Origin of the sequence: Arthrobacter sp. UCD-GKA (genome assembly GCF_001863355.1) — a bacterium.
Lineage (GTDB): Bacteria > Actinomycetota > Actinomycetes > Actinomycetales > Micrococcaceae > Paeniglutamicibacter.
This window is the reverse complement of sequence record NZ_MOLR01000010.1, coordinates 143,804-165,878: the sequence shown is the minus strand read 5'-3', so window position 1 is coordinate 165,878 and position 22,075 is coordinate 143,804. Positions and strand designations below refer to the sequence as shown.

The following is a 22,075-nucleotide window of genomic DNA, read 5'->3' as shown; positions in this document are numbered from 1 at the left end:
GTGAACCTACCTGCGGCGCCCCGCCACCAGGGAAGCGAGCACGACCGCCGCGGTCACGGCGTTGACCGCCGGCCACGCACCGATCTTCTTGGCCAGCGGGTGCGAGGCGCCGAAGGCGGCCAGGTAGAGCCCGGTCAGCGCCGCGGCCCTGGGGGCCCCGACGTTGGCCTTCCAGGCCAGGAAGGCGCCGGTTCCCGCGACGGCGAGCACGGCCCCGCCGGCGGGGCGGTTCTTGGTGGTGCGGGCGGTGGCGAAGCCGCCGATGAGTCCGGTTCCGGCTAGTGCGGAGGGAAGCAGTGACATGGTTCGGTGTTCTCCTTGTTCCTTGTCCTTCAAGCTTAGAGGCCGATGCCGCCGGTGCACGGTGCGCCCGGCTCCGGGGTCTGGGGACCCTGGCGGTACTTCTTGACGAACGCGGCGATGCGCGGGTCGTCGGCGGAATCCACGCTGAGCTGCTCGCCCCAGGCGGTGAGCTTGATCTTGGCGCCCTGGTCCGGATACGGGCTCAGGAGCATGTAGGTCTTTTCGCCCACGTCCTGCTTCAGCGTGGCCAGCTCGGCGTCGGATACCCCGTCGTAGCTGACCCACACCGCGCCGTGTTCCAGGGAATGCACGGCGTTGTTTTCCGGCACCGGCTTTTCGTAGATGCCGCAATTGAGCCAGACGGGGTTGTGGTCCCCGCCGACACCGGGCTTCTGCGCGTAGGTCACCTTGGCATCGACGTGGTTGGCGGAGGCGATCTTGTAGTCCTTCACGCCCTCGATCGGGCTCGCGGCGGCCGCGGCGACCGCGGATTTCTCCTGGGCGGCACCGGTGAGCACCACCGCGGTGGGAACGATGATGGCCAGCGCAGCGGCGGCGACCAGCGCAACGGTGAGGAGCTTGGTGCGTTTTTCCTTGGCCTGGGCCTTGGCAAGGACTTCTTGGGCTTCTTGGCGCTTGTTCATGGGAAGGGAATCCTTTAGCTCAGCTGCGCGAGCAGCTGGGTCAGGGCCGAGATCTCGGCCTGTTGGGTCATGACGATTTTGTTGGCGAACGCGGTGACCATCGGGTCGTTCCCGCGTTGCAGGTAGGCCTGTGCCATCTCGACCCCGCCTTTGTGGTGGGCGATCATCAGGGTCAGGAACTGGCGGTCGGCAGTGCTCCCGCGCGCGGCGGTGAGCTTGTCGATGTCGGCCGCACTGGCCATGCCCATCGAGGCCATGGTGTGGGCTTTGCCGGGGGCAGCTGTCCGGTGCGCGGCATGGGTGCCGTCGTCGGTGAGCAGATCGCTCATCCAGGTCATCGATTCGCCGGTCTGGGGCAGGCCCCAGGTTTCGAGCCAGGCATACATCTGCCCGGATTGCTGTTGCTGGGTCAGGGCGATGTCGTAGGCCATGGAGCGCACCGCTTTGTTGGCGGAGTGCTCGCGGATGATCATGGACAGCTGCACGGCCTGGTGGTGGTGCGTCTGCATGTCGCGGGCAAAGCCGGCCTCGGGGGAGGCCTCGGAGGGGAAGGTGCCCCGTGGGTTGGCGGAGCCCAGGATCCAGCCGCCGGTGGCCATGGCAAGCATGAGCACCACCACGGCGATGACCAGGGCACGGGAAGTTTTGGGTTCGGACATGAGCGGTCCTTGGAGAAATGGATGCGGTGCACCGCAAGGCGGCGCGCTGGCGGCAGGGGGGAAGGGGCCGCGTTCTACGTGCGTGAAATGGACAGTGCGTGCAAGTCGGGGGCCCGTGCCTGTTGCGCCCGCGGAGCCCCGGACGATGGGGCAAGGGTTGCCGGTAGCGCGCCGAAGGCCCCGGAGGAGTCCGGGCGCGGGGCGATCTGGGCGATGTTCAACTGCGGATCCGTGCTCGGGGCGCAGTGCTGCTTGTCCGGAGCATCCGTGGGGCAATGGGTGGCCCCGGTCGCTGCGGAGGCGCTCGCCGAGATGCCGAAGTGGGTGGCCGAATCGGCCACCGATGCCGGTGCCAGGGTGTGGCACAGCGGAAGCAGGACGCAGAGGGCAAGCAGCAGCCCCAGCAGTCGCTTCACGTGTGCCGCCCTTCGGATCGCGGACCAGATGTTGGTTGAGGAATCAACGATATAAATGCGAGATGTGCATTTGCTGTGAGCCAGGTGCGCAGACCCGGGCTCCGGCTGCCCGGCTGCAAAGGGCATGCATGATCGCGGCATAGGGTTGGGGGATGGAAATCATTGACCGCTGGTGGCAGGCGGTGCTGGCCGGGTTCGGCGGCACCGAACCGTTGGTGCTGGCGCCGTGGCCGGTGCTCGGCCTGCTGGCGTTGTGCGTGCTGCTGACCGTGCCGCGGGCCACCTGGCGGATCTTCGGGCTGTATGTGACCTTCGTGCACGAATTGGGCCACGCCTTTGCCGCGCTGGCCACCGGGCGCTTCGTCCATGGACTGAAGATCCGGCTGGATCATTCCGGAGAACTGGTCAGCAGCGGGAAGCCCGGGTTCTCCGCGGTTTTCAGCGGCTTCTGGGGCTATCCGGCACCCGCCGCGGTCGGCCTGGGCCTGGTTGCCTCGACGTACTTCGGCCATGCCTCCGCGGCCCTGTCCATCGGGGCACTGGTGCTGTTGGGGTCGCTGGTGTTCCTGCGCAACTGGGCCGGGATTGCGGTGGCGCTGTGTTCCGCGCTGGCGGCCCAGCTGCTGGTGCTCTACACCCCGGCCCAGGCCATGGGCTGGGTGGTTCTCGGCCTGGGGCTGATGCTGCTGGTGGGCTCGGTGCGAGACCTGTTCAAGGTGATCGGGGTCCACACCCGTCGGCGCGAGCTGGTTTCTTCCTCCGACGCGTACATCCTGGCCACGCGCAGCTGGCTGCCGGCCTGGTTCTGGCTCCTGGGCTTCACCGTGGTGGTGGGCGGCTCGGTCGTGCTCTCCGGCTGGATGCTCGCGGGTATGCTGGCCTGAGACAACCCTGGCCCATCCATCAGGCGCGTCGCTCCGGTAGGTTTGGAAACACACGGGAACGGTGCCGGGCCAAGCCAGGGAGGTGAATCCGGATGGGAGTCCACCGCTGGACGCGCTCCGGGGAAGACCTCGCCCTGCACCTCATGCAACCGAGACGCCTGCATTCGGTCGTCATCACCCTCAGCGCACGGGCGGAAGCGGCCGGGTTCGATGCCCAGGCGATCTACGAGGAAGTCAAGGACTGGGCCGAGGTCATCGTGGTTCCCACGGGCCGGCTGACCTACGAGCTGCGCGACCACCTGCCCTACGGGTGGGAGGTGTTCGGCACCGCTGCCCGCGTCTATCCCACCGGGCCCGGCAGCCAAGGGATCGCGCCCGGGCGGCCGCACGTGGTGCGCGCCGGGGACTCGATCGAGCGGATCAGCAATGAGCTGATCGATGAGGTGCTCTTCCTGCCCGACCCCCGCACGTTGGTGGTTTCGGCGTCCCCGACCCCCGGACCCGGGCGGCACGCCGCGGACCCGGTGCGCACCGTGGGCTCCCCGGTGCCGGTGTCGACGGGCACCGGAAGCCACTCGGTGCTGGTGGCCGGAGCGGTTGCCGGATTCCGGAACCACGGCTTCACCGCCGTCATTGCCCTGGACAACGGCGCAAGCGCCGAGATCCACAGCGAGGACATCTATCCGCACGCCCCGTTGACCTGGATGCTGGAAACCGGAAGCCGGCTCGCCGGCGCCCGGGAACCGGGCAGCGGGCGCCTGCTGATCCGCGAATCCCTGCTGCACCCGCGCCTGCTGCAGCACTACTCCTGGAACCAGGTCGTCCCGTGCCTGGTGTTCGAGGCCGGGAAAGATGCAGCGGTGCTGGTCCCGGTGCCGGGGGAGAACATCACGGTGCACCGCGCAGATGTCTCCTCCAACGAACTGGACGACGTCGACTCGCTGCTGGCACCGGGGCAGGTCGTTGCGGCGCGGCTGGTCAATGCCTCCGGGGTGCGCAAGCTCGTGCTGGTGGATGTCGATGACAACGAACCGGTGGCCGTAGCCCCGGCCCTGGTGCGCGGCGGCACCCCCTGGCTGGTCGTCGACCGGGACCACGTCCCGGAACCCGGAGAACCGCCGGCCGCAGAATCCACGACCGGAATGCCGGTGGTTCCGACGCCGGAAAAGCAGCGCGAGGCCCTGCGCCAGGCGTTGCTGCAGATCGATGCGCTCAAGTCCGAACTGAAGGCGTTGCGCCAACAGCAGGCCGGCAATGCGGAACCCGAGTTGGCCTCCGCGCTGCAACAGCTGGGCCGGTACCGTGCCGAGGCGCTCAAACTGCGGACCCTGCTGCGCAACAAGTCGGAGGCGCTGAACCAGAACCACCGGATGGCCCGGCGGAAGGCCCGCACCACCGTGGAGCCGGCGCCGAGCGACGCCCGGGACCTGTTCACCACCGCGGAGGCGGCATTGCGCCACGAGCTGTACCTGGAGTGGGCACACCGCGTCCCGGCGAACGAGAAGGCCGTCTATCCCTGGGACCCGGGCTTCGTCATCGGCCCGAAGTTCGCCGCCTCGTTCTACGCGCACGGTGCCGCGCTGCGCGGCAAGACCCTCAAGGCCCTGACCCAGCTGCTGACCGGGAGGGCGGACCGGATGGCCGCGCGCGAGGTGCACCCCAAGCGGACCGGTCCCGGAGGGGACGACCCGCAGGAGATCCGGGAGACGGACGGGGCAACCTGTTGGCGGATGAGCGTGGAGATCGGGGTGGCCGCGGCCCGCCGCGTGCATTACTGGAAGCTGCCCGACGGGCGCATCGAACTCCACGAGCTCGTCTCCCACGACACCTTCGGCATCTGATCCCGGCGCCCGGAGGCATTGCTACGTCCCGGCGGGCGGAATCCTGCCGGCCGGGGCCCCGTGGAGGAAATGCCAGGTGAGCACGTCCTGGATCGCAGGTTCCTCGACCCCGTAGGTGCTCGCTATTTGTTCCAGCGTCCACCCGGCGGTGCGCAGCTCCATGAGGGTTGGATAGGCCGGCATGCCGATACCCATTTTCGCTCCCCCTGACTTGACGATGGATCGATGCCACCAGCAAACCACGTCCCTAGGACAATTTGGTTCCGCCGGAGCCCCGCCGCCGCCGGGGCCTGACCGAAGAGACGGATTTCGCCTAGTGTGGGTGGAAGGGGGCAACGAACACGACACCTAGGGATGGGCACGGCCATGGCAACCTTTGAATACACCACGCATCTGCCCTACCCGCGCCAGATGGTGTTCGACTGGTTTGCCCGCCCCGGGGCCCTGCCCCGGCTGGCCGCACCCTTTACCGGAACCATCAGGCAGGAACCCGACAAGGGCCTGGCCGTGGGCTCGCGTGCCGTCATGGACATCGCGGCCCCCGGAACCATGGGCACCTCGCTGGCCGCGGCCGTCGAGACCGGCGTCCGGACCCTCGGGCTTCCCGGGTGGGTGCGGGCACAAGTCCCGTGGCACGCCAAGCACATCGCGCTGAACCCCGGGCACGCCTTCACCGACATCATGGAATCGGGCCCGCTGGTCCGATGGGAACACCGGCACCTCTTTGCCGACGACGGCTCCCCGGCAACGCCCGGCACGGTGATGCGCGACGTGGTGGAGTACGAACTGCCGGTGCTCAACCGGCTGCCGTGGCAGCAGGCGCACCGGCTCACCGAGAAGGCCTTCAGGCACGAGCTGATCCAGGTCTTCCGCTACCGCGAACGAATGCTCCGGGCCGATTTGGCCTTCCACGCCGGCCACCGGGCCCGGCCCCTGGTGGTTGCCGTGGCCGGGGCCTCCGGAATGATCGGCACCCAGCTCTGCGCCCTGCTCGGCGGGGGAGGACACCGCGTCATCCGGCTGGTCCGGGACCGGGCCGCGGCCGACGGGAAGGAGCGGATCTTCTGGGACCCCGAGAACGCGGTGCTGGACCCGGAGGATTTGCGCGGGGTCGACGCGGTGGTGAACCTGGCCGGGCACACCATTGGCGGTCGGTTCACGCAGGGAACCAAGGAGTCGATCCGCTCCTCGCGCGTGCTGGGCACCGGTCTGCTTGCCCGCGCCCTGGCGTCGCTGGCGGGGGACGGGAAGCCACGCAGCTTCATCGTTGCCTCCGCCATCGGCATCTACGGGGCGAACCCGCATGGCACGTCCCCGGCCGTGCCATTGGCAGAGAACGCGAAGCCCGGCACCGACTTCCTCGCAGGGGTCTGCACGGCCTGGGAGGAATCCTGCGCGCCGGCCGCCGCGGCGGGTGTCCGGGTGGTCAATGTGCGCACCGGGCTGGTGCAGTCCCCGGCCGGAGGCATCCTGGCGCAAATGCTGCCGCTCTTCGCCCTGGGCCTGGGCGGGCCCCTGGCCGCGGACGCCTGGCAGTCCTGGATCGGGCTCGATGACGTGGTGGGCATCTACGCGCATGCGCTGCTGACCGATTCACTGTCCGGTCCGGTCAATGCCGTGGCACCGAACCCCGTGCAGGGGCGCGAATACGCCAGGGTCCTGGGCAAGGTGGTGCGCCGCCCGGCACGGGTCCCGGTCCCGGCCTTCGGGCCCCGGCTGCTGCTGGGCCGCGAGGGCGCCGCCGAGCTGGCCTTTGCCAACCAGCTGGTGGACAGCGGAAAGGTCGAGGCCAGCGGCTACGAATTCCGGCAGCCGGACCTGGAGTCGGCCTTGCGCCACGTGCTGGGCCGGTCCTGAGCCAAGGGGCCTGCTAACGCCCCGCGCCGTGCCGCCGCCCGGCCAGGTACGCGCCCACGGCACCCAGGGTCCCGGCCAGCAGTCCCCAGGGGATGCGCGGCCCGGGAAGATCCACGTCGGGGTGGGCCTCCCCGCCCGCCCGCATCCGCAGCGCCCGGGCGTCCTGGTGGTCATCGAGCATCGCCAGGCGCGCCTTGGCGATCCCGGTGTCGTCGCGGGCCGGCAACGCCAACTCGTCTTCCACGGCCAGGCCCTGGCGCAGTTCCCGGGCGCGCTCCAGCTCGGCGTCCAGTTCCGAGCCCAGCAGCAGGGAGATGTTCGCCAGCCAGATCCACAGCAGCAGGATGATCACCCCGGCCAGCGCCCCGTAGCCGCTCTGGTACGTCCCGAACGCCACATAGAAGAAGAACCCCGCGGTGGCCAAGGCCAGCACACACAGCGCACCCAGGGACCCGGCGCTGATCCAGCGGAACCTCGGCTGGCGGATGTTCGGGGTGAAGTGGTAGAGCAGGGCAACCATGAACACGGCGATCAGCACCAGCACGGGCCACTTGGCGATGTTCCAGGCCAGCAGCGTCGCCTCGCCCAGCCCCAGCACGTCCCCGATGCCGCGGGCCACCGGCCCGGAGAGCACCAGCAGGGCCAGCGCGAGCACCGCCAGGACCACGATGACCAGGGTCAGCAGGTACATCTGCGGCCGCAGCTTCCACAACGGGCGCCCCTCGGTGGTGGCGTAGGTGCGGTTAAGCGCCCTCCCGAAGGCCCCCACGTACGCGGAGGCCGACCACAGGGCACCGAGCAGGCCAACGAGCAGGGCCCATCCTGCCCCGGTCTGCTCGCCGAGCTGCTTCAGCAGCGCCTCGGCATTCGTTCGCATCTCCGGGGTGCCGACCGCGCCGATGGCCTGGACCATCCAGTCCCGGGCCTCGGACCCGCCGCTGACCAGGGAGAGCAGCGAGAGGATCGCCAGCAGCCCGGGCACCAGGGACAGGACCGCGTAGTAGGTCAGGGCGGCGGCGAGGTCGGTGGCCCCGTCGCGGGAAAACTCGCGCACGGTTCGCTTCAGGGCATAGAGCCAGGAATCCCGGCGTAGCGTCGGATCGTTGTGTTCTGGTTTCTCCACTGGGGAAATCACCGGCTTTCGGCGGGCTTGGCTTGGACTTTTTCCCACCCTACGGCCTTGGCCCCCTCAACGCAGGGAACGCGACGCGCGAAATCCGTCGGCGGCCAGCAGGACCAGCGCCAGGATGATCGGTGCGTAGGTGAAGGCATCGCGGGCGACGAGTTGTTCGCCCATGGCCACCGCTGCCACCAGCAGGAGCACAGGTTCGACGTAGCTCAACAGCCCGAAGACCGACAGGGACAGCAGCGAGGCGGCGCCCAGGTAGAGGAACATGGCCAGTGCCCCCAGCACTCCGATGGAGAGCACCGGCAGCAGTTCGGCCCCGGGTCCGCGTGCCCCGGTGAGGATGAACCAGAGCGCCAGCGGGGTCAGCAGCAGGATCTCCAGGGTGAAGGCGGCATTGGATTCGAAGCGTGCCCGTCGCCTGGCGGCGAAGTAGATGGGGTAGCCCAGGCAGATCAGCAGGGTGGGCCAGGCCAGCCCTCCGGCGAAGACCAGTTGGTGTGCCACCCCGAGAGCAGCCAGCGCCACCGCGATCTTCTGTCCCCGGGAGAGCCGCTCGGCGAAGGCCGCCCGCCCCACTACGACCATGACCAGCGGCAGCAGGAAGTAGCCCAGCGAGGTCGCCAGGGCGTACCCGTTCATGGGTGCGTACATGAACAGCCAGAGCTGGACGCCGACCAGGGCACTGGCGATGACCCCGAAGAACAGCAGCGAGGGCCGGGCCCTGATGCGTCCGAGAAGGGCGAGCATCTGGGCCCGGCGGGAGGGAACCAACGCGTAGACCGGGGCGATGATCGCCAGCGTCAGCACGATCCGCCAGCCGTAGACCTCGGTGTGCCCGATGTCCTTGAGGGACCCGGAGACCAGGAAGATCACGGCGAACAACGCCGAGGCAACAAGGGAGGCAAGAACGCCACGATTCACCGACGACGCTCCGTCTCTGGGGTTTTGACTGTTCCTCCATCCTAATTCACCGGCCTTGGCTAGACCTCGAGCTTGCGCCTGATGAAGGAGGAGAGCTGGTCGACCAGGATGATCAGCACCAGCACCACGATGATCTGCGTGGCCATCGCGTCGAAGCGGAAGGACTTGATGGACTGGTTGATCAGCAGCCCGATGCCGCCCGCCCCCACGAGCCCCAGCACCAGCGAGGAGCGWACGTTCACGTCGAAGCGGTRGAGCAGCAACCCGACGAACTGGCCCAGCACCATGGGCAGGGCAGCATGGGTGACCTGCTGCAGGCGCGAGGCCCCGGCGGTGGACAGCGCCTGTTGCGGACCGTTGTCGGCCTCCTCCATGGACTCCGCCCAGAGCTTGCCCATGACCCCGGTGTTGTGGCAGATCAGCGCGAGCACCCCGGCGAAGGGGCCAAGGCCCACCGCGGTGACGAAGATCAGCGCGAAGACGATGTCGGGGACCGCGCGGAAGAAGGACAGGACCGCGCGGGAAAGCTGGTACACGGCCCGGTGCGGGGTGGTGGTGCGCGAGGCGAACACCGCCAGCAGGAGGGCGGAAGGGATCGAGAGCGTGGTGCCCAGCAGGCCGATCCACAACGTCACCGTGGTGGCCTTCAGTGCCGGGGCCAGCACCCCTTCCCAGTCCAGGTCCGGCGGGAAGGCATCGGCCAGGAAGGAGGCCATGCCCTCGGCGCCGGTGACCAGTGCCGCGACCTCGAAGTCGGTGCCGCGCAGCGCGAAGACGTGCAGCACGACGAAGACCGCGATGGCGGTGAGGATCGAGGTGATCCGCCACCCGGCGTTGGGGAGCTTGGGGACCGAGAGGCGTGCGACCGGCGCGCTCATGCCGCTGCCCGGTTCGGGGTGTAGAGGCGGGCCTGCATGGACGCATCCAGGCCGGAGATGTCCCCGGAGTATTCGATGCGGCCGTCTATCAGGCCGATCACGGTGTCGGCGTGGCGCAGGGCCAGGTCCGGCTGGTGCAGCACCGCGGCCACGGCCAGGTTTTCCCCGTGGGCGAGTTCGGCCAGCAGTTCCATGACTTCCTCGGCGGCCCGCGGGTCAAGGGCGGAGACCGGTTCGTCGGCCAGCAGCACGGAAGCGCGCTGGCACAGGGCGCGGGCGACCGCCACGCGCTGGGCCTGCCCGCCCGAAAGCCGGCCGGCCTTCTCATGGGCGCGGTCGGCCATGCCGACCCGGGCCAGGGCCGCCATGGCCTCCTCCTTGAGTTCGCGGGGGAAGAACATCGGGCTGAGGGAGGCCGGTCCGCCGAGCCTGCCCAGGGCGCCGGCGCACACGTTTTCCAGTGCGGTGCGGCGCGGGACCAGGTGGATCTTCTGGAAGACCATGGCCACCGAGGACCTGGCCCTGGCCAATTCGGTTCCGCGCAGCGCTGACAGCTCGGTCCCGGCCAGCTTGATGGAACCGGCCTCGGGGGTCTCCAGGCCCATGACGCACTTGAGAGTGGTGGACTTGCCCGAGCCGTTGGCGCCCAGGAAGGCGACCACGGAGCCGCGGGCCAGGGTGAAGTCGACCCCGTCCAGCACGGTGCGTCCGCCGAAGGACTTGGTGAGGTTTTCCACCTCAAGGATCGGTTCGCCGGGCACGGTGGCTTCGGCCAGCCGGGAGACTGGAAGGTGCAGGGTGGTCATTAGATGTCCTTCTCGGTCAGGCCCATGGTTTCGGCCAGGTCGAAGAGCGGGTTGTAGGTTTCCTTGGTGACCTCGATCAGGGGTCCGGCCGGGGTGACGTCCAGGAACTTGCCCACGGCCTCGATGTCGGCCGGGGCCAGGTTCAGCAGCGCGTCCTTCACCGCTGCCTTGAAGGCCGGGTCGGCGTCCGCCGAGACGGTGATCGGGTCGTTGGGGATGGATTCGGATTCCCAGACCTGGCGGAATCCGGCGGGGTCGAAGTTGCCCGATTCGGTGGCGCTGGCCAGGGTCTGCGAGTTGATCTGGGCCGCGTCCACGGTGCCCTTGGCCAGGGCCAGCAGGGCCTCGGGGTGCCCGCCGGCGTAGTTCAAGTTCAGTTCGTCCTCGGTGATTCCGGCCTTCTTCAGGCCGAAGCGTGGAAGCACGTCCCCGCTGGTGGAACCGACCGAGCCCAGGGCCAGGTCCTTGCCGCGCAAGTCCTCGATGGAGCGGATGTCCGAGTCCTTCGGAACCCAGATGCCGGCGGTGTAGGAGGAGAGCTTGCCGTCGGAGGTGCCGAAGGACGCCAGCGGCTCGGCGTTGGCCTTGGTGGAGGCGAAGACGTAGCCCATGGGACCGAACTGGCCGATGTCCAGCTTCCCGTTGCGCATCGAGAGCACCTCGGCGGCGTAGTCCTCCACGACCTGGACCTCGATGCTGCAATCCAGTTCCTTGCCCAGGGCGGAGGCCAGGACCTGGTAGGCGGGTTCGAGCTTGGTGGGGTCCTCGAACGGTTCGATGCCGAATTTCAGTTCCCCGGTGGGGCAGTAGGCATTGGAATCGGCGCTGGCCGGGGCCTCGGTGGAGGAGCAGCCCGCCAGCGTGAAGGCGGCGAGGGCGGCCAGGGACAGGGCGAGGGTGCGAGTGGTTTTCATGGAAAGTCTGGTCCTTAGCGGGTGGTGGAGGCGGTGGGCCGGGAGACGGGACGGGAGTTGAGGTTTGCCTCGGCCAGGCCGAAGGAGAGCGTCATGCCGATGCCACTGGTCACCGAGACCAGGGTGATGGCCTCCGTGATGTCGCGGACCAGGAGCGGGGAGACCTCGGAGGAGGCGTAGATGCCCTGCCAGCGTTCGGAGGGGGCGAAGGAATCGACGTCGAGCACCTTTGCCGCGGCCTGCAGGAGCGTCTGGGTCGTGGATTCGTTCAGGAACGGGTCCTGGGACAGGTCGTAGGAGTGCGAGTCCCCGAGCAGCAAGGTGCCGTCCGGACGCTGGGTGAACATCACGTTGGCGCCGATCTCCAGCAGGTCGGGGCGTGCGGCGGCGACCTGGGCGCGCAGTGCGCTCGCCGAGGGCAGCTGCGTGAACGCGTCGTAGCGCAGCATTGAGGTCGCGGTGAGCACGGCCGGGATGATGGTGGTGGATTCCGGGGCGGGGGCCGCGGCCATCTGCAGGGCGCAGCGGGTGATTCGGTGCTCGGCGGCGATCTGCGGGAACAGGTAATCCACGTCGTGGCCGACGCAGATGAATACCCTGTCCGCCTCGAAGGCGCCGCGGCCGGTGTCCACCCGGGCCTTGCGCGAGGTGCCGGCGCCGAGGCCCAGGGCGGCGGTGTTGAAGTGCACCGCTGCGTCGTCCTGGGCGTCGAGCCAGCCTGCCAGGGTGGCGACGGTGGTGCGCGGGTCGACACGCAGGTCGTCGGCCAGGAAGGCGCCGCCGCGGATGCCGTCGGTGTTTTCGCGGCCGAGCCTGGCCCGCACGGCGTCCGGGTCCAGGACGGTGACCTGGCCCTCGGGGCGCGAGGCGGAGAATTCGCGCAGCAGCTGCAGCTCGGTCTCGGTCGCGGCCACCACCAGGGCGCCGGACTCGATGGCCCAGAATCCTGCCTTGGCCGCGAAGTCGAGCCAATGCTTCCGGCCGGCCTGGGCAAGTTCGTAGAGCTCGCCGTGCTGGGCGGTGATGCAGGCATGGCCGAAGTTGCGCACCGAGGCGCCCACCGCACGGTGGTCGCGTTCGATGACGGTGACGCTCAAGCCCGCTTTCAGGGCCAGTGCTGCGTGGGCCAGGCCAATGATGCCTGCCCCGACGACCAGGACGTCGGTGCTTGCCACCGGTTCTGCGGTGGCCTCGGAATTTGTTTTGATCATGTTCACGGCATTGATGTTTGCCGCTCGGGGCACCCGGGATCAAGCCAGAACGGCACTTGTCCAAACAAGTTCACCAACGGTTCATTTGGTCGACAATTACTTCATGACCTGTTCATTTGCAGTTCACTCAGGACCCCGGATTGTCGCGGAATCCACTTGTATGCTCAAGTACGTGCCGTCAATATCCGATGAACCCATCCACCAGCAACTCAGCGAACTCTTCCGCGAGAAGATCTCCTCCGGCGACTGGAAAGAGGGCAGGCCGCTGCCCAGCGAGGCGGAGCTTTGCGCCCAGCACGGTGTTTCCCGTGGAACGGTCCGCCAGGCGTTGGCAAGCCTGCGCAGCGAGGGGATGGTCACCGGTGGCCGGGGAAAACCCCCGGTGGTCGCCCGCCCGGTGCCGTCCCAGTCGTTTGCCACCTTCATGTCCTTTTCCGAGTGGGCCCATTCGCTGGGCCGGGAACCGGGGCAACGGACCGTGGAGATCGCCCGGCGCCCGGCCGGCGAGGACCTGGCGGGAAAGATGGGGCTCCGGCCCGGGGAGCCGGTCATCCAGGTGCTGCGGCTGCGGTCCCTCGACGGGAAACCGACCATGGTCGAACGCAGCAACTTCATTGCGGAGGTCGGCAACGCCCTTTTTGGCTTCGACACCGACAGCGGCTCGATCTTCGGATACCTGACGAGCCGGGGCGTGGACCTGACCCGGGGCCGGCACGTGATTGATGCGGTCGGCGCGGACGCCACCGACGCAGAGCTGTTGGGCGTGGAGCCGGGCGCGGCGCTGCTGCGCGAGCACCGGCTGACCTATGCGGCCGACGGCCGCATCCTTGAATGCTCGGATGACCGGTACCTGCCGCACCTTGCAAACTTCGTCATCGAAAACACCAGGGCATCCAGGGCCGCGCTGGTACGCGTCCCGCTGGTTGCCTGACACCTGAACCACCAACATAAGGATGAAAACAATGATTGAACTTGTCGTCTTGGACATGGCCGGCACCACCGTGAACGAGCACGGGATCGTCTACCGCGCCCTTGAGGATTCGGTCACGGCCACGGGGGCCACCGTGGATGCAGCCGACCTGCAGACCTGGATGGGGGCGGACAAGACCGAGGCCATTGCCGCACTGATGGAACTCGGCGGCGTGAAGGCGGACCCCGGGGTCGTTGCCAAGCAGTTTGCCCACTTCCGGGCCATGCTGGCCGAGCGCTACGCGGCGAACCCGCCGGAGGCCCTGCCAGGCGTCGAGGACGCGCTGCGCGCACTCAAGGCCCGCGGAATCAAGATCGGCCTGACCACTGGTTTTTCGCGCGACGTTGCCGCACCCATCCTGGAAACGCTGGGGTGGGAAATCGGCCAAGGCCAGCTGCTCGATGCCGTGGTCACCAGCGACGAAGTGGCCGCCGGCCGGCCGGCGCCGTACATGATCCACCGGGTCATGGAGGCCACCGGAGTGCACGATGTGCGCGCCGTCGTGGCCGGCGGGGACACCGTGGTCGACCTCCTGGCGGCCCACCATGCCGGCGTGAAGGGACTCGGCGTGCTCACCGGGGCGCTGGGCCGCGAGGAGCTTGAGCGACACCCGCACAGCTGGGTGTTGGAAGGCGCCAAGGACCTTCCCAGCGTTCTCGAGTCTGCACTAGTCAGCCGCTAATAATATCGTTTTGGTAACAGCGTCCCGGGAGCCAGTGTGGTCGCCGGGACGCTTTTTGGTGCATGATCAACTTTTTTATACGGTTTGACTAGGCCTGATGAACATGGGGTGGGCCCCCGACTTGACTTGGCCCCGGGGTGGTGCCGTACGGTCTTTAAGTAACGTTTCTATAACAACAGGTTACGGAACGCGTCACAACTACCGCCGAGTATCCCTCGTTGTCCACGGCGGCGGTAGCCACTCGAACGTCGATTGCGACGCCGGACAACGCCGCCATGATGGTCCTGGACGACCTAAGCGGAGGATGGCACTGGAGAAACATGATCCAGCAGAACACCAAAACCAAAAACATTCGCCGTGGCGCAGCAACCGTCGCCGCAATCGCCTTGGCGGGGGGAGCCATGGCAATGTCGGTGGCACCTGCCTCGGCAGCCAGCACCAGCACCTGGGACGCACTGGCCCAGTGCGAGTCCGGCGGCAACTGGTCCATCAACACCGGCAACGGCTACAAGGGCGGGCTCCAGTTCTCGAACTCGACCTGGCAGGCCTACGGCGGCAGCGGAAGCGCCGACAACGCTTCCAAGTCCGAGCAGATCCGCGTCGCAGAACGTGTGAAGGCCGGCCAGGGCTGGGGCGCATGGCCCGCATGCTCTGCCAAGCTGGGGCTCTCCGGCGGCAAGGGCTCGGTCGCCAAGACCTACGAGTCCACCCCGAAGAAGTCCACCGAGGCTTCGACCTACAAGTCAACCTCGGCCAAGACCTACAAGACCAAGTCGGTTCCGGCCAAGAGCTATGCCTCTTCCGGCAAGCGCGCCGCAGCACCGGTGGCCAAGGCCCCGGTCATCAGCGTCAACGTCAAGGACTCGGGCAAGAACTACACCGTCAAGGCCGGGGACACCCTGTTCAAGATCGCCCAGGCCCAGGGCCTGAGCAGCTGGCAGGGCCTGTACTCGCTGAACCAGGATGTCGTTCCCAGCTCCGACCTCATTTTTGTTGGACAGTCGCTGGACCTGCCAACCAAGTAAACCGGTCCCTCGCATGAGCGGACGAACGGCCAGGAGGGCTGTTCCCTAGCCAAACCCCCAAGTGGCTAGGGAGCAGTCCTTTTGCGTGTCCGCTCCCCGCTTCCCGATGCCGGGGCCGCGGCTCAGGCGAACGCGAAGACCGGCGGGAAAACGAACACCACCACGGCCGCCCACAGGCCATAGACGGGCAGGTACCTGGTCTGCCAGCGTTCGAGCTCCGCGAACCGGCACCTGCCGCGCAGGAACCCGGCCGAGAGCCAGGCTGCCCGAAGCAGGTGGACAAGCAGCAGCAGGTTTAACCCCAGAGCGGCGATCTTGTTGGGGCTGGAGCCGAACTCGGCGATCCGCGCCAGCATGGCGGTAAGCATCACCGCGTCCACGGCCAGGGCGGCGACCAGCAGTACCAGCTGCAGGACATCGAAGATGCCCGCCGGAGCCAGCGGCTCGCGCGCCGACAGCGCATAGAGCAGCAGGCACAGCACCAGCACCAGGACAGCATTCATGAGGATCAGCAGGCCGCGGTCGACATCGATGAGCCCGCCCGCGGTGGTGAGCACGACCAACATGGCCAGCAGCATGGCGATGGTCAGCGGCGTGAAGATGCGCGTGAGCACCGGCGCGATGTTCTCGATGACGTCCTGCTTGGCCTCCACCAGCCAGGCGGCGACGACCAGGGCCCCGGGGACGGCGAAAGGCAGGATCCAGGCCTCCATGATCGGTTCCAGGTCCAGGCCCACCAGCTGCAGCACCGCGGCGGTGAGCCCGATGAGCACCCCGCCGCCGAGGCCCAGCAGCGTGAAGTAGATGGCCAACTCGCCGGTGAACCTCACGAAGTCCATGCGCCGCCCGTCGCTTCGCCACCGCCCGCCGACGTACGCCACGCCGGCCAACAGCCACAGGAGCACCGGTGCGTGCAGTGCCGCCAACAGCCCGGTGGAACCCTCCGGGGCGAACGGGTAGGCGTTCAGCACCACGGCCAACGCGGCGAAGGGAACAACCAGCGCGAGCAGGAGCCGCACGGCGAGCCGCCGCTTCCACGCGAAGTAGGCGGCCAGGAAGGGGAAGACCAACAGGCCCGTGTTGCGCAACAGCACCTCGTCCCCGCCCAGCCAGGATAGCCCGGCCTTCAGGGCCAGGCCCGCGCCCACTGCCAGTGACAGCACGACGGCAAGCTCGCGCCACGGCGGAACGCCGGTTGCCGCAGGGTCCTCGGGAAGCAGCACCAGCTGCTTCCACAGCCTTTCGGAGTGTTCCCGGGCAAATTCGCGTGAAACGGCGTCCAGATTGCCCATGCGCTTGATGGCCACCAGGAAGGATTCATCCTCGTCCAGCCCGCCGGCCCGCCGTTCGGCGATTTGTTCACGCAGGTGGTCCTCGAGCTCGTCGAGGTCGGCGGGCGAGATGGCACGGCGTCGGGCGACGTAGCCGCGCCAGTGTGCGATTTGGGCTTCGAGCCCCTCATGCGGTTCCATCACGCCCACCCCGTTTCCATCGCCGGCGGCAGCTGCGCGTTGTGCCAGACCTGCCGCAGCGCCTTGGCCACCACGCTCCACTGTTCCTGACGCTCGGCCAGGGCCTCACGTCCGGAGGGTGTGATGGCGTAGTGCTTGCGCCGACGCCCGGTCTCCGGGGAGTGGCCCCAGCTCGCCTCGAGGTGGCCGAGCCGTTCGAGGCGGTGCAGCAAGGGGTATAGCATTCCGTCGGTCCATTGCATGTCCCCGCCGGAAAGCTCCCCGACCTTCTTGATGATGGCATAGCCGTGCAACTCGCCTTCGGCGAGGATTCCCAGCACGAGCGGGGTCGCCGATGCGGCGACCAGGTCCTTGTCGATGCGCACGATTCCTCCTATACATAGATCTTCTATGTATTGAACGCCCGTGCGTCCCTGAAAGCAAGCCAAGGCGGTGTCGATTCAACGGCAAAGGTCCCTTTTGCCCCCACTTTGTGGGGAGAAACGGGACCTTTGCGATGTGGCCCGGTGATGGGCCTGTTGCCTACTTGCCCTTGGCCAGGATGGCGTTGGCATCCACGGTAGCCATGGCGTTGGTGTCCATGTTCTGGGAAGGGCCGTTGAGGAAGCGCTCCAGCGAGTCGTCCATGGCGTTGATCCAGCGCGTGTGGTGGATCTCTGCCATGGTTCCGGTGATCACCGAACGGTGGGCCTTGTCGCGGTAGCCCAGGATGTCCTCCGACTTGTGGCGCATCCAGTCCTTGAACGTCTGGAAATCGGCCTCGGCGTCGTGGTCGGCCAGGGCGGCCTGCGCATCGAGCCAGGACTGGATGTCGGCGGCACGGGCTTCGGCCGAGGGCAAGGCGATCTTGCCGGTCATGGCATCGCGGGCAAACCATGCCTGCGCATCGAACATGTTGAAGGTGTAGTACTGGTCTTGGGCGCCCAGGTAGAACAGGTTGGTGTTCTGCTGCCACACCACACCCTTGTAGAGGTTGCCCGGGTACAAGACGTTGGGGGAGCTTACCGCCAGGTCCGAGGGCAGGAACGGGTACTTGTGCAGGTAGCCGGTGCACATGATGACAGCATCGAATTCGCCGCTGGTGCCGTCGGCGAAGTGGGCCGTGGTGCCCTCGAAGCGGGTGACCAGAGGACGCTCGACGGTGGTCGAAGGCCAGTCGAATCCCATGGGTCCGCTGCGGTAGCTCAGGGTGATCGAGGCGGCGCCCATCTTGTGCGCCTGCATGCCGATGTCCTCCGCGGAATACGAGGACCCGATCATCAGCAGTCGCTTGCCGCCGAAGCGCTCGGCGCCGCGGAAATCGTGGGCGTGCAGCACCTCGCCGGGGAAGGTGTTGATCCCGTCGAAGTCCGGGATGTTGGGGGTGGAGAAATGCCCGGTGGAGACGACCAGCTTGTCGAAGACATGGGTCTTGGATTCGCCGGTCTTCACGTCCTGGCTGAAGAGCGTGAACTCCTCGGTTGCCTCGTCGTAGTTGACCCAGCGAACGGCGGTGTTGAACTGGATGTACTTGCGCACGTCGGACTTTTCGACGCGGCCGGCAATGTAATCGAAAAGGACCTCGCGCGGAGGGAACGAGGAAATCGGCCGGCCGAAGTGCTCGTCGAAGGTGTAATCGGAGAATTCGAGGCATTCCTTGGGCCCGTTGGACCACAGGTGCCGGTACATCGATGAGTGGGCCGATTCCCCCGAGCCGTCGATGCCGGTGTGCCAGCTGTAGTTCCACTGGCCTCCCCAGTCGGATTGCTTTTCGAAGCAAACGATTTCGGGCATGTCCGCACCCTTGGCGCGCGCGGCCTCGAATGCCCGCAGCTGTGCCATGCCGCTGGGTCCTGCACCAATGATTCCGACTCGCAAGCTCATGCTTTTCTCCTCATTCCGGGGCCGATTCAATTACCCGTGGCAAAGGGAAATTCGGGACCGCGCCAATGAAAGGCGACAGCGGAAGTACGACCCTTGAAAGAAGAAGTGCTCTCCTCCGAATACAAGGCCAGGCGCTTCGTGCGCCGCAAGGTCAAATGCTCCCGGGCCTCGATCCCCACAAGGGGAGAGGCGCCGCAATAACAGAAAAAGACCGGCAGATAGCGGTCATTGCGGTTCCGAATGAACCAGCGTTCGGCCCGATGTGGGTGGACTGGTTCTCTCTCCATAACAACAGTAGCGGACCAATTAGTCAAATCTTGTGCCCTAATTCAAGGCTGCGAACCCAGCCAAGGGCAAGAGTTCCAAATAGTTATATGTCGGAATATTCCCCGGGATCCTGAGGCTGATCGGCAGATGGGATAAGCGTTCCCGTGCGTCCATGTTCCAACGTCACGATTTTGACAATGACATGAGTGAATTGGCGGATATTTGAAATGCTAAATTGCTCGTCCGAGTTCGGTTGCCGAAGGCGTTGTGGCTGACTTCGGGCACATCCCGGGCGCGCGGGCGGGCCCGAAACGCAGCTGGTGGCCTGGCGGGACGAACCCGGCTGCACCGGACAGCTGCTATTGGAACCGCCAAGCGGAAAACTGCCCCGGCCGGTGGATTCCTCCCCCCTGCCCACCGTGGGTTTCGCTTTGTCCTATGCTCGGGTGCACCGGGATGCCGCGGCAGGGCAGGCACCCCGGGACACCTGCTGGTCAACGGGCGGCGAGCAAGGTTTCCAGCCGTTCGTAGCCCTGCGACATGCCCTCTTCCATGCCGGATGCGGCCATGCCGTCGCGTGCTTCGATCGAGGGGTAGACCGAGTGGCCCACCAGCCGGCAACGGTTGCCATCAAGGGCCTCGAAACGCATGTAGTCCATGGCGACGACATCGGGCTGGCCGTCGTACTCGAAGGTCTGGATGGCGAAATCGTTCTCGCGCACGGTGTGGAACACCCCGGTGAAGCCGTACGAGCCGATCTCGTTGGAGTGCGTGTACTTGTAGGAACCGCCTGTGCGGAAATCGTAGTGGTCGATGGTCATTTCCATGCCGTTCGGCCCGAGCCACTGGGCGACCAATGCGGGATCGCGATGTGCCTCGAACACGGCCCCGACGGGGAAGTTGAACTCCCGGGAGAAATCGATGAAGGGAGTGCCTTCGGGGATGCTGAGGTTCAATGGGGTGCTCATGATGAGACTTTCCTAAAATTGTCCGCGGCGTGCGGAATGCTTTTGGAGCACGGCATCCAAGCGGTCGTATTTTGCCTCGGCAAGTATCCGGTACTTGTCGATCCAGCCGGTCAGTTCCGTGAGTAGTGCAGGATTCAGGTGGACCGGGCGGCGTTGCGCCTCGCGTGTGCGGGTCACCAAGTGCGCCTGTTCCAGGACCTGAATGTGCTTCGAGATGCCTTGGATGGACATCTTGAACGGTTCGGCGAGTTCGTTGACGGTGGCCGGCCCGGCAGAGAGCCGGACGATGATCTGCCGCCGCGTCGGGTCAGCGAGGGCGAGGAACGCCCTGTTGAGGTCCTGCTCGTCAAACATCGCGTATTCAACTCATTCCTTTATCAACCTTTCGGTTGATTACTAGGATCCGCCGATGCCCGTCCGGAGTCAAGGGGCGGGCGGAAGGAATCCTGTAAAATTTCCCGATTCGGCACGATCCGGGACGCGGCCGGTGCGGATGTTGCCGCGGTGAATCCCCAGGGCAGCGCCCGCAGCCATGCACCGTGCCGTCTATGCAACAGAGCGCATGAATTCGCGGGCCGCAACAGCATGGCGCCCCTGGATTCCCAGGAACAGCTCGGCACTTCGGTGCCCGGGCCAGTTGCCGGGCAGGTAGCCATCGGGCAGGCCGGGATCAAGGTAGGGGATGGTCCGCCAAGAGTCGATGGCCCGCACGTAGGCCGCGAAGCTGTCGCCGGCGTTGGGGAAGCCGGCCTTGGCCACCGCCCCGTTCTGCTCGAGGAACCCGTGGTGCAGGGCGGCCAGCGCATCCAGGTCCCACCATGAAGCTGCCAGGGCCTGCGGCGTGCCGGTGAACTCCAAAACGTTGGAAACGATGATGGTCGCGTGGTCCTCCAGGCCGAGCACGCGCAGGATCTCCCACACCTCGGCGCGCAGGTAGTCGGGGAAGATCCACAGCCCCGGGGCCACCAGCCCGCCGCCGATTCCCTGCAGGTACTTGCGCAGTTGGTGGCGGCGTTCGCGTTCGGACTCCGGGATCGAGTAGGAAGCCAGGCACCACGAATCGCCCGCTGCCATGGAGCGTGGCTCGAAGATGCGCCGGTCCCCGCGGGCCAGGATGCGTTCGCCGGTGGCCGTGAGCTCGAGCCCTGTGGTCCCGTCCCGTTCCTGCTGGTCCAGGATCCCCTTCTTTTTCAGGCGGGAGATCGCCGTCCGGGTCACCTGCGGTTTGGTGCCCAGGGCATCCATCAACGCAATCAGGTGCGCCGAGGAAATCCAGCCGCCCAGTTCGCGCAGGTACAGCCCCACGATGGTGCGGACCAAGGACGTGGTGCTGCCCGGGCGGGCGTCCAGGTCGTCGAGTTCGGAAAGCACGTCTTTAGGCTACTTGCCGATCTCGGTGCGCACGGCGTACAGCTCAGGGAAGAACGTCAGGTCCAGGGCGCGCCTGAGGAAATCCACTCCGGAAGATCCGCCGGTGCCCTTCTTGAATCCGATTGTGCGCTGCACGACGCGCATGTGGCGGAAGCGCCAGGCCTGGAAGTTGTCCTCCAGGTCGACGAGGTCCTCGCAGGCCTGGTACAGGCTCCAGGTGGTGTCGTCGGATTCGTAGATGTCCTTGTAGATGGGAACCAGGGCCTCGTGGAACACCCAGGGCTTGGTGACGTCGCGGCCCAGGATTTCCTCGGGAATCGCGTAACCGGCGCGGGCAAGTGCATGCAGGAAGGCGTCGTAGACGGTCGGTTCGTGCAGGACCTGGGTGAGCAGCTGGTGCGCCTCCGGATCGGACTCGAAGACCTTGAGCATGCCCTCGTGCTTGTTGCCCAGGATGAACTCGACGGCCCGGTACTGGAAGGACTGGAAGCCGGAGGACGATCCGAGGAACCCGCGGAACTGTGCATACTCGCGCGGGGTCAGCGTGGCCAGCACGGCCCACTGCTCGGTGAGCGTCTTTTGGATGTGCTTGACGCGGGCCAGGCATTTGAGCGACTTGCCGATTTCGTCGTTGTCCATCAGCCGGCGCGACTCCGTGAGCTCGTGCAGCATCAGCTTGAGCCAGAGTTCGCTGGTCTGGTGCTGGATGATGAACAGCATCTCGTCGTGGTGCTCGGGAACGCTGACCGGGTGCTGGGCCGAGAGCAGTCGTTCGAGGTCCAGGTAGCTTCCGTACGACATGGCATTGTGAAAATCGGTGCGGACGGTGTCTTCGATTTCGCGGGCACCCTCGGGTGTCTGTGCGTGTGGGCAGGCCATGGAAATAGCGTATCAGTATCTCAACGTGCGTCAAGAGAGTGAAATAAGCCGGATCTGGATCCCCGGGGCAAAAAATGCTGGACGGATGTCTGGTCTCGTCGGGTCAGTAGAGTTG

24 protein-coding genes are annotated in these 22,075 nt (G+C 66.7%); 6 read left to right on the top strand and 18 right to left on the bottom strand.

Annotated elements, in window-relative coordinates:
• Positions 1–6: 6 nt before the first annotated feature.
• The 4 genes from BLJ79_RS17395 to BLJ79_RS17380 all read right to left on the bottom strand — a co-directional run bounded on the left by BLJ79_RS17395 (position 7) and on the right by BLJ79_RS17380 (position 2,022).
• Entirely contained in the window at positions 7–303 is a 297-nt protein-coding gene (locus BLJ79_RS17395; protein WP_071216028.1) for a hypothetical protein, read from the bottom strand.
• 35 nt (positions 304–338) lie between these two features.
• Entirely contained in the window at positions 339–947 is a 609-nt protein-coding gene (locus BLJ79_RS17390; RefSeq protein ID WP_071216027.1) for a thioredoxin-like domain-containing protein, read from the bottom strand.
• Between the two features lie 14 nt (positions 948–961).
• On the bottom strand, positions 962–1,606 hold the full coding sequence (locus tag BLJ79_RS17385; protein ID WP_071216026.1) for a DUF305 domain-containing protein: 645 nt from the start codon (positions 1,604–1,606) through the stop codon (positions 962–964).
• A gap of 74 nt (positions 1,607–1,680) precedes the next feature.
• On the bottom strand, positions 1,681–2,022 hold the full coding sequence (locus BLJ79_RS17380; protein ID WP_071216025.1) for a hypothetical protein: 342 nt from the start codon (positions 2,020–2,022) through the stop codon (positions 1,681–1,683).
• A 152-nt stretch (positions 2,023–2,174) separates the two neighbouring features.
• Between BLJ79_RS17380 and BLJ79_RS17375 the strand changes: the two genes are divergently transcribed.
• Positions 2,175–2,906 (top strand): M50 family metallopeptidase, encoded by a 732-nt coding sequence (locus tag BLJ79_RS17375; protein ID WP_071216024.1) that lies wholly within the window; start codon positions 2,175–2,177, stop codon positions 2,904–2,906.
• A 92-nt stretch (positions 2,907–2,998) separates the two neighbouring features.
• Positions 2,999–4,747, top strand: a complete 1,749-nt coding sequence (locus BLJ79_RS17370; protein WP_071216023.1) for a hypothetical protein — start codon at positions 2,999–3,001, stop codon at positions 4,745–4,747.
• 21 nt (positions 4,748–4,768) lie between these two features.
• Here the strand turns inward: BLJ79_RS17370 and BLJ79_RS23435 are convergent, their stop codons facing one another.
• A complete protein-coding gene (locus BLJ79_RS23435) occupies positions 4,769–4,930 on the bottom strand; it encodes a hypothetical protein (RefSeq protein ID WP_175475521.1) in 162 nt (53 codons plus the stop codon).
• Between the two features lie 183 nt (positions 4,931–5,113).
• On the opposite strand from BLJ79_RS23435, the gene BLJ79_RS17365 reads away from it, so the two are divergent.
• Positions 5,114–6,604 carry a TIGR01777 family oxidoreductase gene (locus BLJ79_RS17365; RefSeq protein ID WP_071216087.1) on the top strand — a complete coding sequence of 497 codons (1,491 nt, stop codon included), beginning with the start codon at positions 5,114–5,116 and terminating at the stop codon, positions 6,602–6,604.
• Positions 6,605–6,617: 13 nt separating this feature from the next.
• Here BLJ79_RS17365 and BLJ79_RS17360 read toward each other — a convergent pair whose 3' ends face one another.
• The 6 genes from BLJ79_RS17360 to BLJ79_RS17335 form a co-directional block, all read right to left on the bottom strand.
• Positions 6,618–7,727 (bottom strand): YihY/virulence factor BrkB family protein, encoded by a 1,110-nt coding sequence (locus BLJ79_RS17360; protein WP_071216022.1) that lies wholly within the window; start codon positions 7,725–7,727, stop codon positions 6,618–6,620.
• Between the two features lie 66 nt (positions 7,728–7,793).
• Positions 7,794–8,654: an EamA family transporter RarD gene (gene rarD, locus BLJ79_RS17355; protein WP_071216021.1), complete on the bottom strand. Its 861-nt coding sequence runs from the start codon at positions 8,652–8,654 to the stop codon at positions 7,794–7,796.
• A gap of 59 nt (positions 8,655–8,713) precedes the next feature.
• Complete coding sequence (gene phnE / locus BLJ79_RS17350) at positions 8,714–9,532, bottom strand: phosphonate ABC transporter, permease protein PhnE (protein WP_071216020.1); 819 nt, start codon at positions 9,530–9,532, stop codon at positions 8,714–8,716.
• Positions 9,529–10,338: a phosphonate ABC transporter ATP-binding protein gene (locus tag BLJ79_RS17345; protein WP_083411410.1), complete on the bottom strand. Its 810-nt coding sequence runs from the start codon at positions 10,336–10,338 to the stop codon at positions 9,529–9,531. The genes phnE and BLJ79_RS17345 overlap by 4 nt, the downstream gene beginning before the upstream one ends.
• Positions 10,338–11,252: a phosphate/phosphite/phosphonate ABC transporter substrate-binding protein gene (locus BLJ79_RS17340; RefSeq protein ID WP_071216019.1), complete on the bottom strand. Its 915-nt coding sequence runs from the start codon at positions 11,250–11,252 to the stop codon at positions 10,338–10,340. Before BLJ79_RS17340 ends, BLJ79_RS17345 begins: the two co-directional genes overlap by 1 nt.
• Before the next feature lie 14 nt (positions 11,253–11,266).
• On the bottom strand, positions 11,267–12,463 hold the full coding sequence (locus tag BLJ79_RS17335; RefSeq protein WP_071216085.1) for a TIGR03364 family FAD-dependent oxidoreductase: 1,197 nt from the start codon (positions 12,461–12,463) through the stop codon (positions 11,267–11,269).
• A 160-nt stretch (positions 12,464–12,623) separates the two neighbouring features.
• On the opposite strand from BLJ79_RS17335, the gene BLJ79_RS17330 reads away from it, so the two are divergent.
• The 3 genes from BLJ79_RS17330 to BLJ79_RS17320 all read left to right on the top strand — a co-directional run bounded on the left by BLJ79_RS17330 (position 12,624) and on the right by BLJ79_RS17320 (position 15,140).
• Positions 12,624–13,394 (top strand): GntR family transcriptional regulator, encoded by a 771-nt coding sequence (locus tag BLJ79_RS17330; protein WP_071216018.1) that lies wholly within the window; start codon positions 12,624–12,626, stop codon positions 13,392–13,394.
• Positions 13,395–13,425: 31 nt separating this feature from the next.
• Positions 13,426–14,115 (top strand): phosphonatase-like hydrolase, encoded by a 690-nt coding sequence (locus tag BLJ79_RS17325; protein ID WP_071216017.1) that lies wholly within the window; start codon positions 13,426–13,428, stop codon positions 14,113–14,115.
• Between the two features lie 320 nt (positions 14,116–14,435).
• A complete protein-coding gene (locus tag BLJ79_RS17320; protein ID WP_071216016.1) occupies positions 14,436–15,140 on the top strand; it encodes a transglycosylase family protein in 705 nt (234 codons plus the stop codon).
• A gap of 122 nt (positions 15,141–15,262) precedes the next feature.
• Here the strand turns inward: BLJ79_RS17320 and BLJ79_RS17315 are convergent, their stop codons facing one another.
• The 7 genes from BLJ79_RS17315 to kynA all read right to left on the bottom strand — a co-directional run bounded on the left by BLJ79_RS17315 (position 15,263) and on the right by kynA (position 21,960).
• Entirely contained in the window at positions 15,263–16,612 is a 1,350-nt protein-coding gene (locus BLJ79_RS17315) for a permease prefix domain 1-containing protein (RefSeq protein WP_071216084.1), read from the bottom strand.
• Entirely contained in the window at positions 16,612–16,977 is a 366-nt protein-coding gene (locus tag BLJ79_RS17310) for a PadR family transcriptional regulator (protein ID WP_071216015.1), read from the bottom strand. Before BLJ79_RS17310 ends, BLJ79_RS17315 begins: the two co-directional genes overlap by 1 nt.
• A 157-nt stretch (positions 16,978–17,134) precedes the next feature.
• The gene (locus BLJ79_RS17305; RefSeq protein WP_083411408.1) at positions 17,135–18,475 is read right to left on the bottom strand and encodes an NAD(P)-binding domain-containing protein; all 1,341 of its coding nucleotides are present in this window, start codon (positions 18,473–18,475) and stop codon (positions 17,135–17,137) included.
• 761 nt (positions 18,476–19,236) lie between these two features.
• Positions 19,237–19,710: an SRPBCC family protein gene (locus BLJ79_RS17300; RefSeq protein ID WP_071216013.1), complete on the bottom strand. Its 474-nt coding sequence runs from the start codon at positions 19,708–19,710 to the stop codon at positions 19,237–19,239.
• Between the two features lie 12 nt (positions 19,711–19,722).
• Complete coding sequence (locus BLJ79_RS17295) at positions 19,723–20,064, bottom strand: ArsR/SmtB family transcription factor (RefSeq protein ID WP_071216012.1); 342 nt, start codon at positions 20,062–20,064, stop codon at positions 19,723–19,725.
• 192 nt (positions 20,065–20,256) lie between these two features.
• A complete protein-coding gene (locus BLJ79_RS17290) occupies positions 20,257–21,081 on the bottom strand; it encodes a PaaX family transcriptional regulator (protein ID WP_071216011.1) in 825 nt (274 codons plus the stop codon).
• Between the two features lie 9 nt (positions 21,082–21,090).
• Positions 21,091–21,960 (bottom strand): tryptophan 2,3-dioxygenase, encoded by an 870-nt coding sequence (gene kynA / locus BLJ79_RS17285; protein WP_071216010.1) that lies wholly within the window; start codon positions 21,958–21,960, stop codon positions 21,091–21,093.
• Positions 21,961–22,075 lie beyond the last annotated feature (115 nt).

Bases quoted from the DNA above. Each gene is read 5' to 3' on its own strand.
- BLJ79_RS17395 (WP_071216028.1), bottom strand. From the start codon at position 303: ATGTCACTGCTTCCCTCCGCACTAGCCGGAACCGGACTCATCGGCGGC.
- BLJ79_RS17390 (WP_071216027.1), bottom strand. From the start codon at position 947: ATGAACAAGCGCCAAGAAGCCCAAGAAGTCCTTGCCAAGGCCCAGGCC.
- BLJ79_RS17385 (WP_071216026.1), bottom strand. From the start codon at position 1,606: ATGTCCGAACCCAAAACTTCCCGTGCCCTGGTCATCGCCGTGGTGGTG.
- BLJ79_RS17375 (WP_071216024.1), top strand. From the start codon at position 2,175: ATGGAAATCATTGACCGCTGGTGGCAGGCGGTGCTGGCCGGGTTCGGC.
- BLJ79_RS17370 (WP_071216023.1), top strand. From the start codon at position 2,999: ATGGGAGTCCACCGCTGGACGCGCTCCGGGGAAGACCTCGCCCTGCAC.
- BLJ79_RS23435 (WP_175475521.1), bottom strand. From the start codon at position 4,930: ATGCCGGCCTATCCAACCCTCATGGAGCTGCGCACCGCCGGGTGGACG.
- BLJ79_RS17365 (WP_071216087.1), top strand. From the start codon at position 5,114: ATGGCAACCTTTGAATACACCACGCATCTGCCCTACCCGCGCCAGATG.
- BLJ79_RS17345 (WP_083411410.1), bottom strand. From the start codon at position 10,338: ATGACCACCCTGCACCTTCCAGTCTCCCGGCTGGCCGAAGCCACCGTG.
- BLJ79_RS17340 (WP_071216019.1), bottom strand. From the start codon at position 11,252: ATGAAAACCACTCGCACCCTCGCCCTGTCCCTGGCCGCCCTCGCCGCC.
- BLJ79_RS17335 (WP_071216085.1), bottom strand. From the start codon at position 12,463: ATGATCAAAACAAATTCCGAGGCCACCGCAGAACCGGTGGCAAGCACC.
- BLJ79_RS17330 (WP_071216018.1), top strand. From the start codon at position 12,624: ATGCTCAAGTACGTGCCGTCAATATCCGATGAACCCATCCACCAGCAA.
- BLJ79_RS17325 (WP_071216017.1), top strand. From the start codon at position 13,426: ATGATTGAACTTGTCGTCTTGGACATGGCCGGCACCACCGTGAACGAG.
- BLJ79_RS17320 (WP_071216016.1), top strand. From the start codon at position 14,436: ATGATCCAGCAGAACACCAAAACCAAAAACATTCGCCGTGGCGCAGCA.
- BLJ79_RS17315 (WP_071216084.1), bottom strand. From the start codon at position 16,612: ATGGAACCGCATGAGGGGCTCGAAGCCCAAATCGCACACTGGCGCGGC.
- BLJ79_RS17305 (WP_083411408.1), bottom strand. From the start codon at position 18,475: ATGAGCTTGCGAGTCGGAATCATTGGTGCAGGACCCAGCGGCATGGCA.
- BLJ79_RS17300 (WP_071216013.1), bottom strand. From the start codon at position 19,710: ATGAGCACCCCATTGAACCTCAGCATCCCCGAAGGCACTCCCTTCATC.
- BLJ79_RS17295 (WP_071216012.1), bottom strand. From the start codon at position 20,064: ATGTTTGACGAGCAGGACCTCAACAGGGCGTTCCTCGCCCTCGCTGAC.
- kynA (WP_071216010.1), bottom strand. From the start codon at position 21,960: ATGGCCTGCCCACACGCACAGACACCCGAGGGTGCCCGCGAAATCGAA.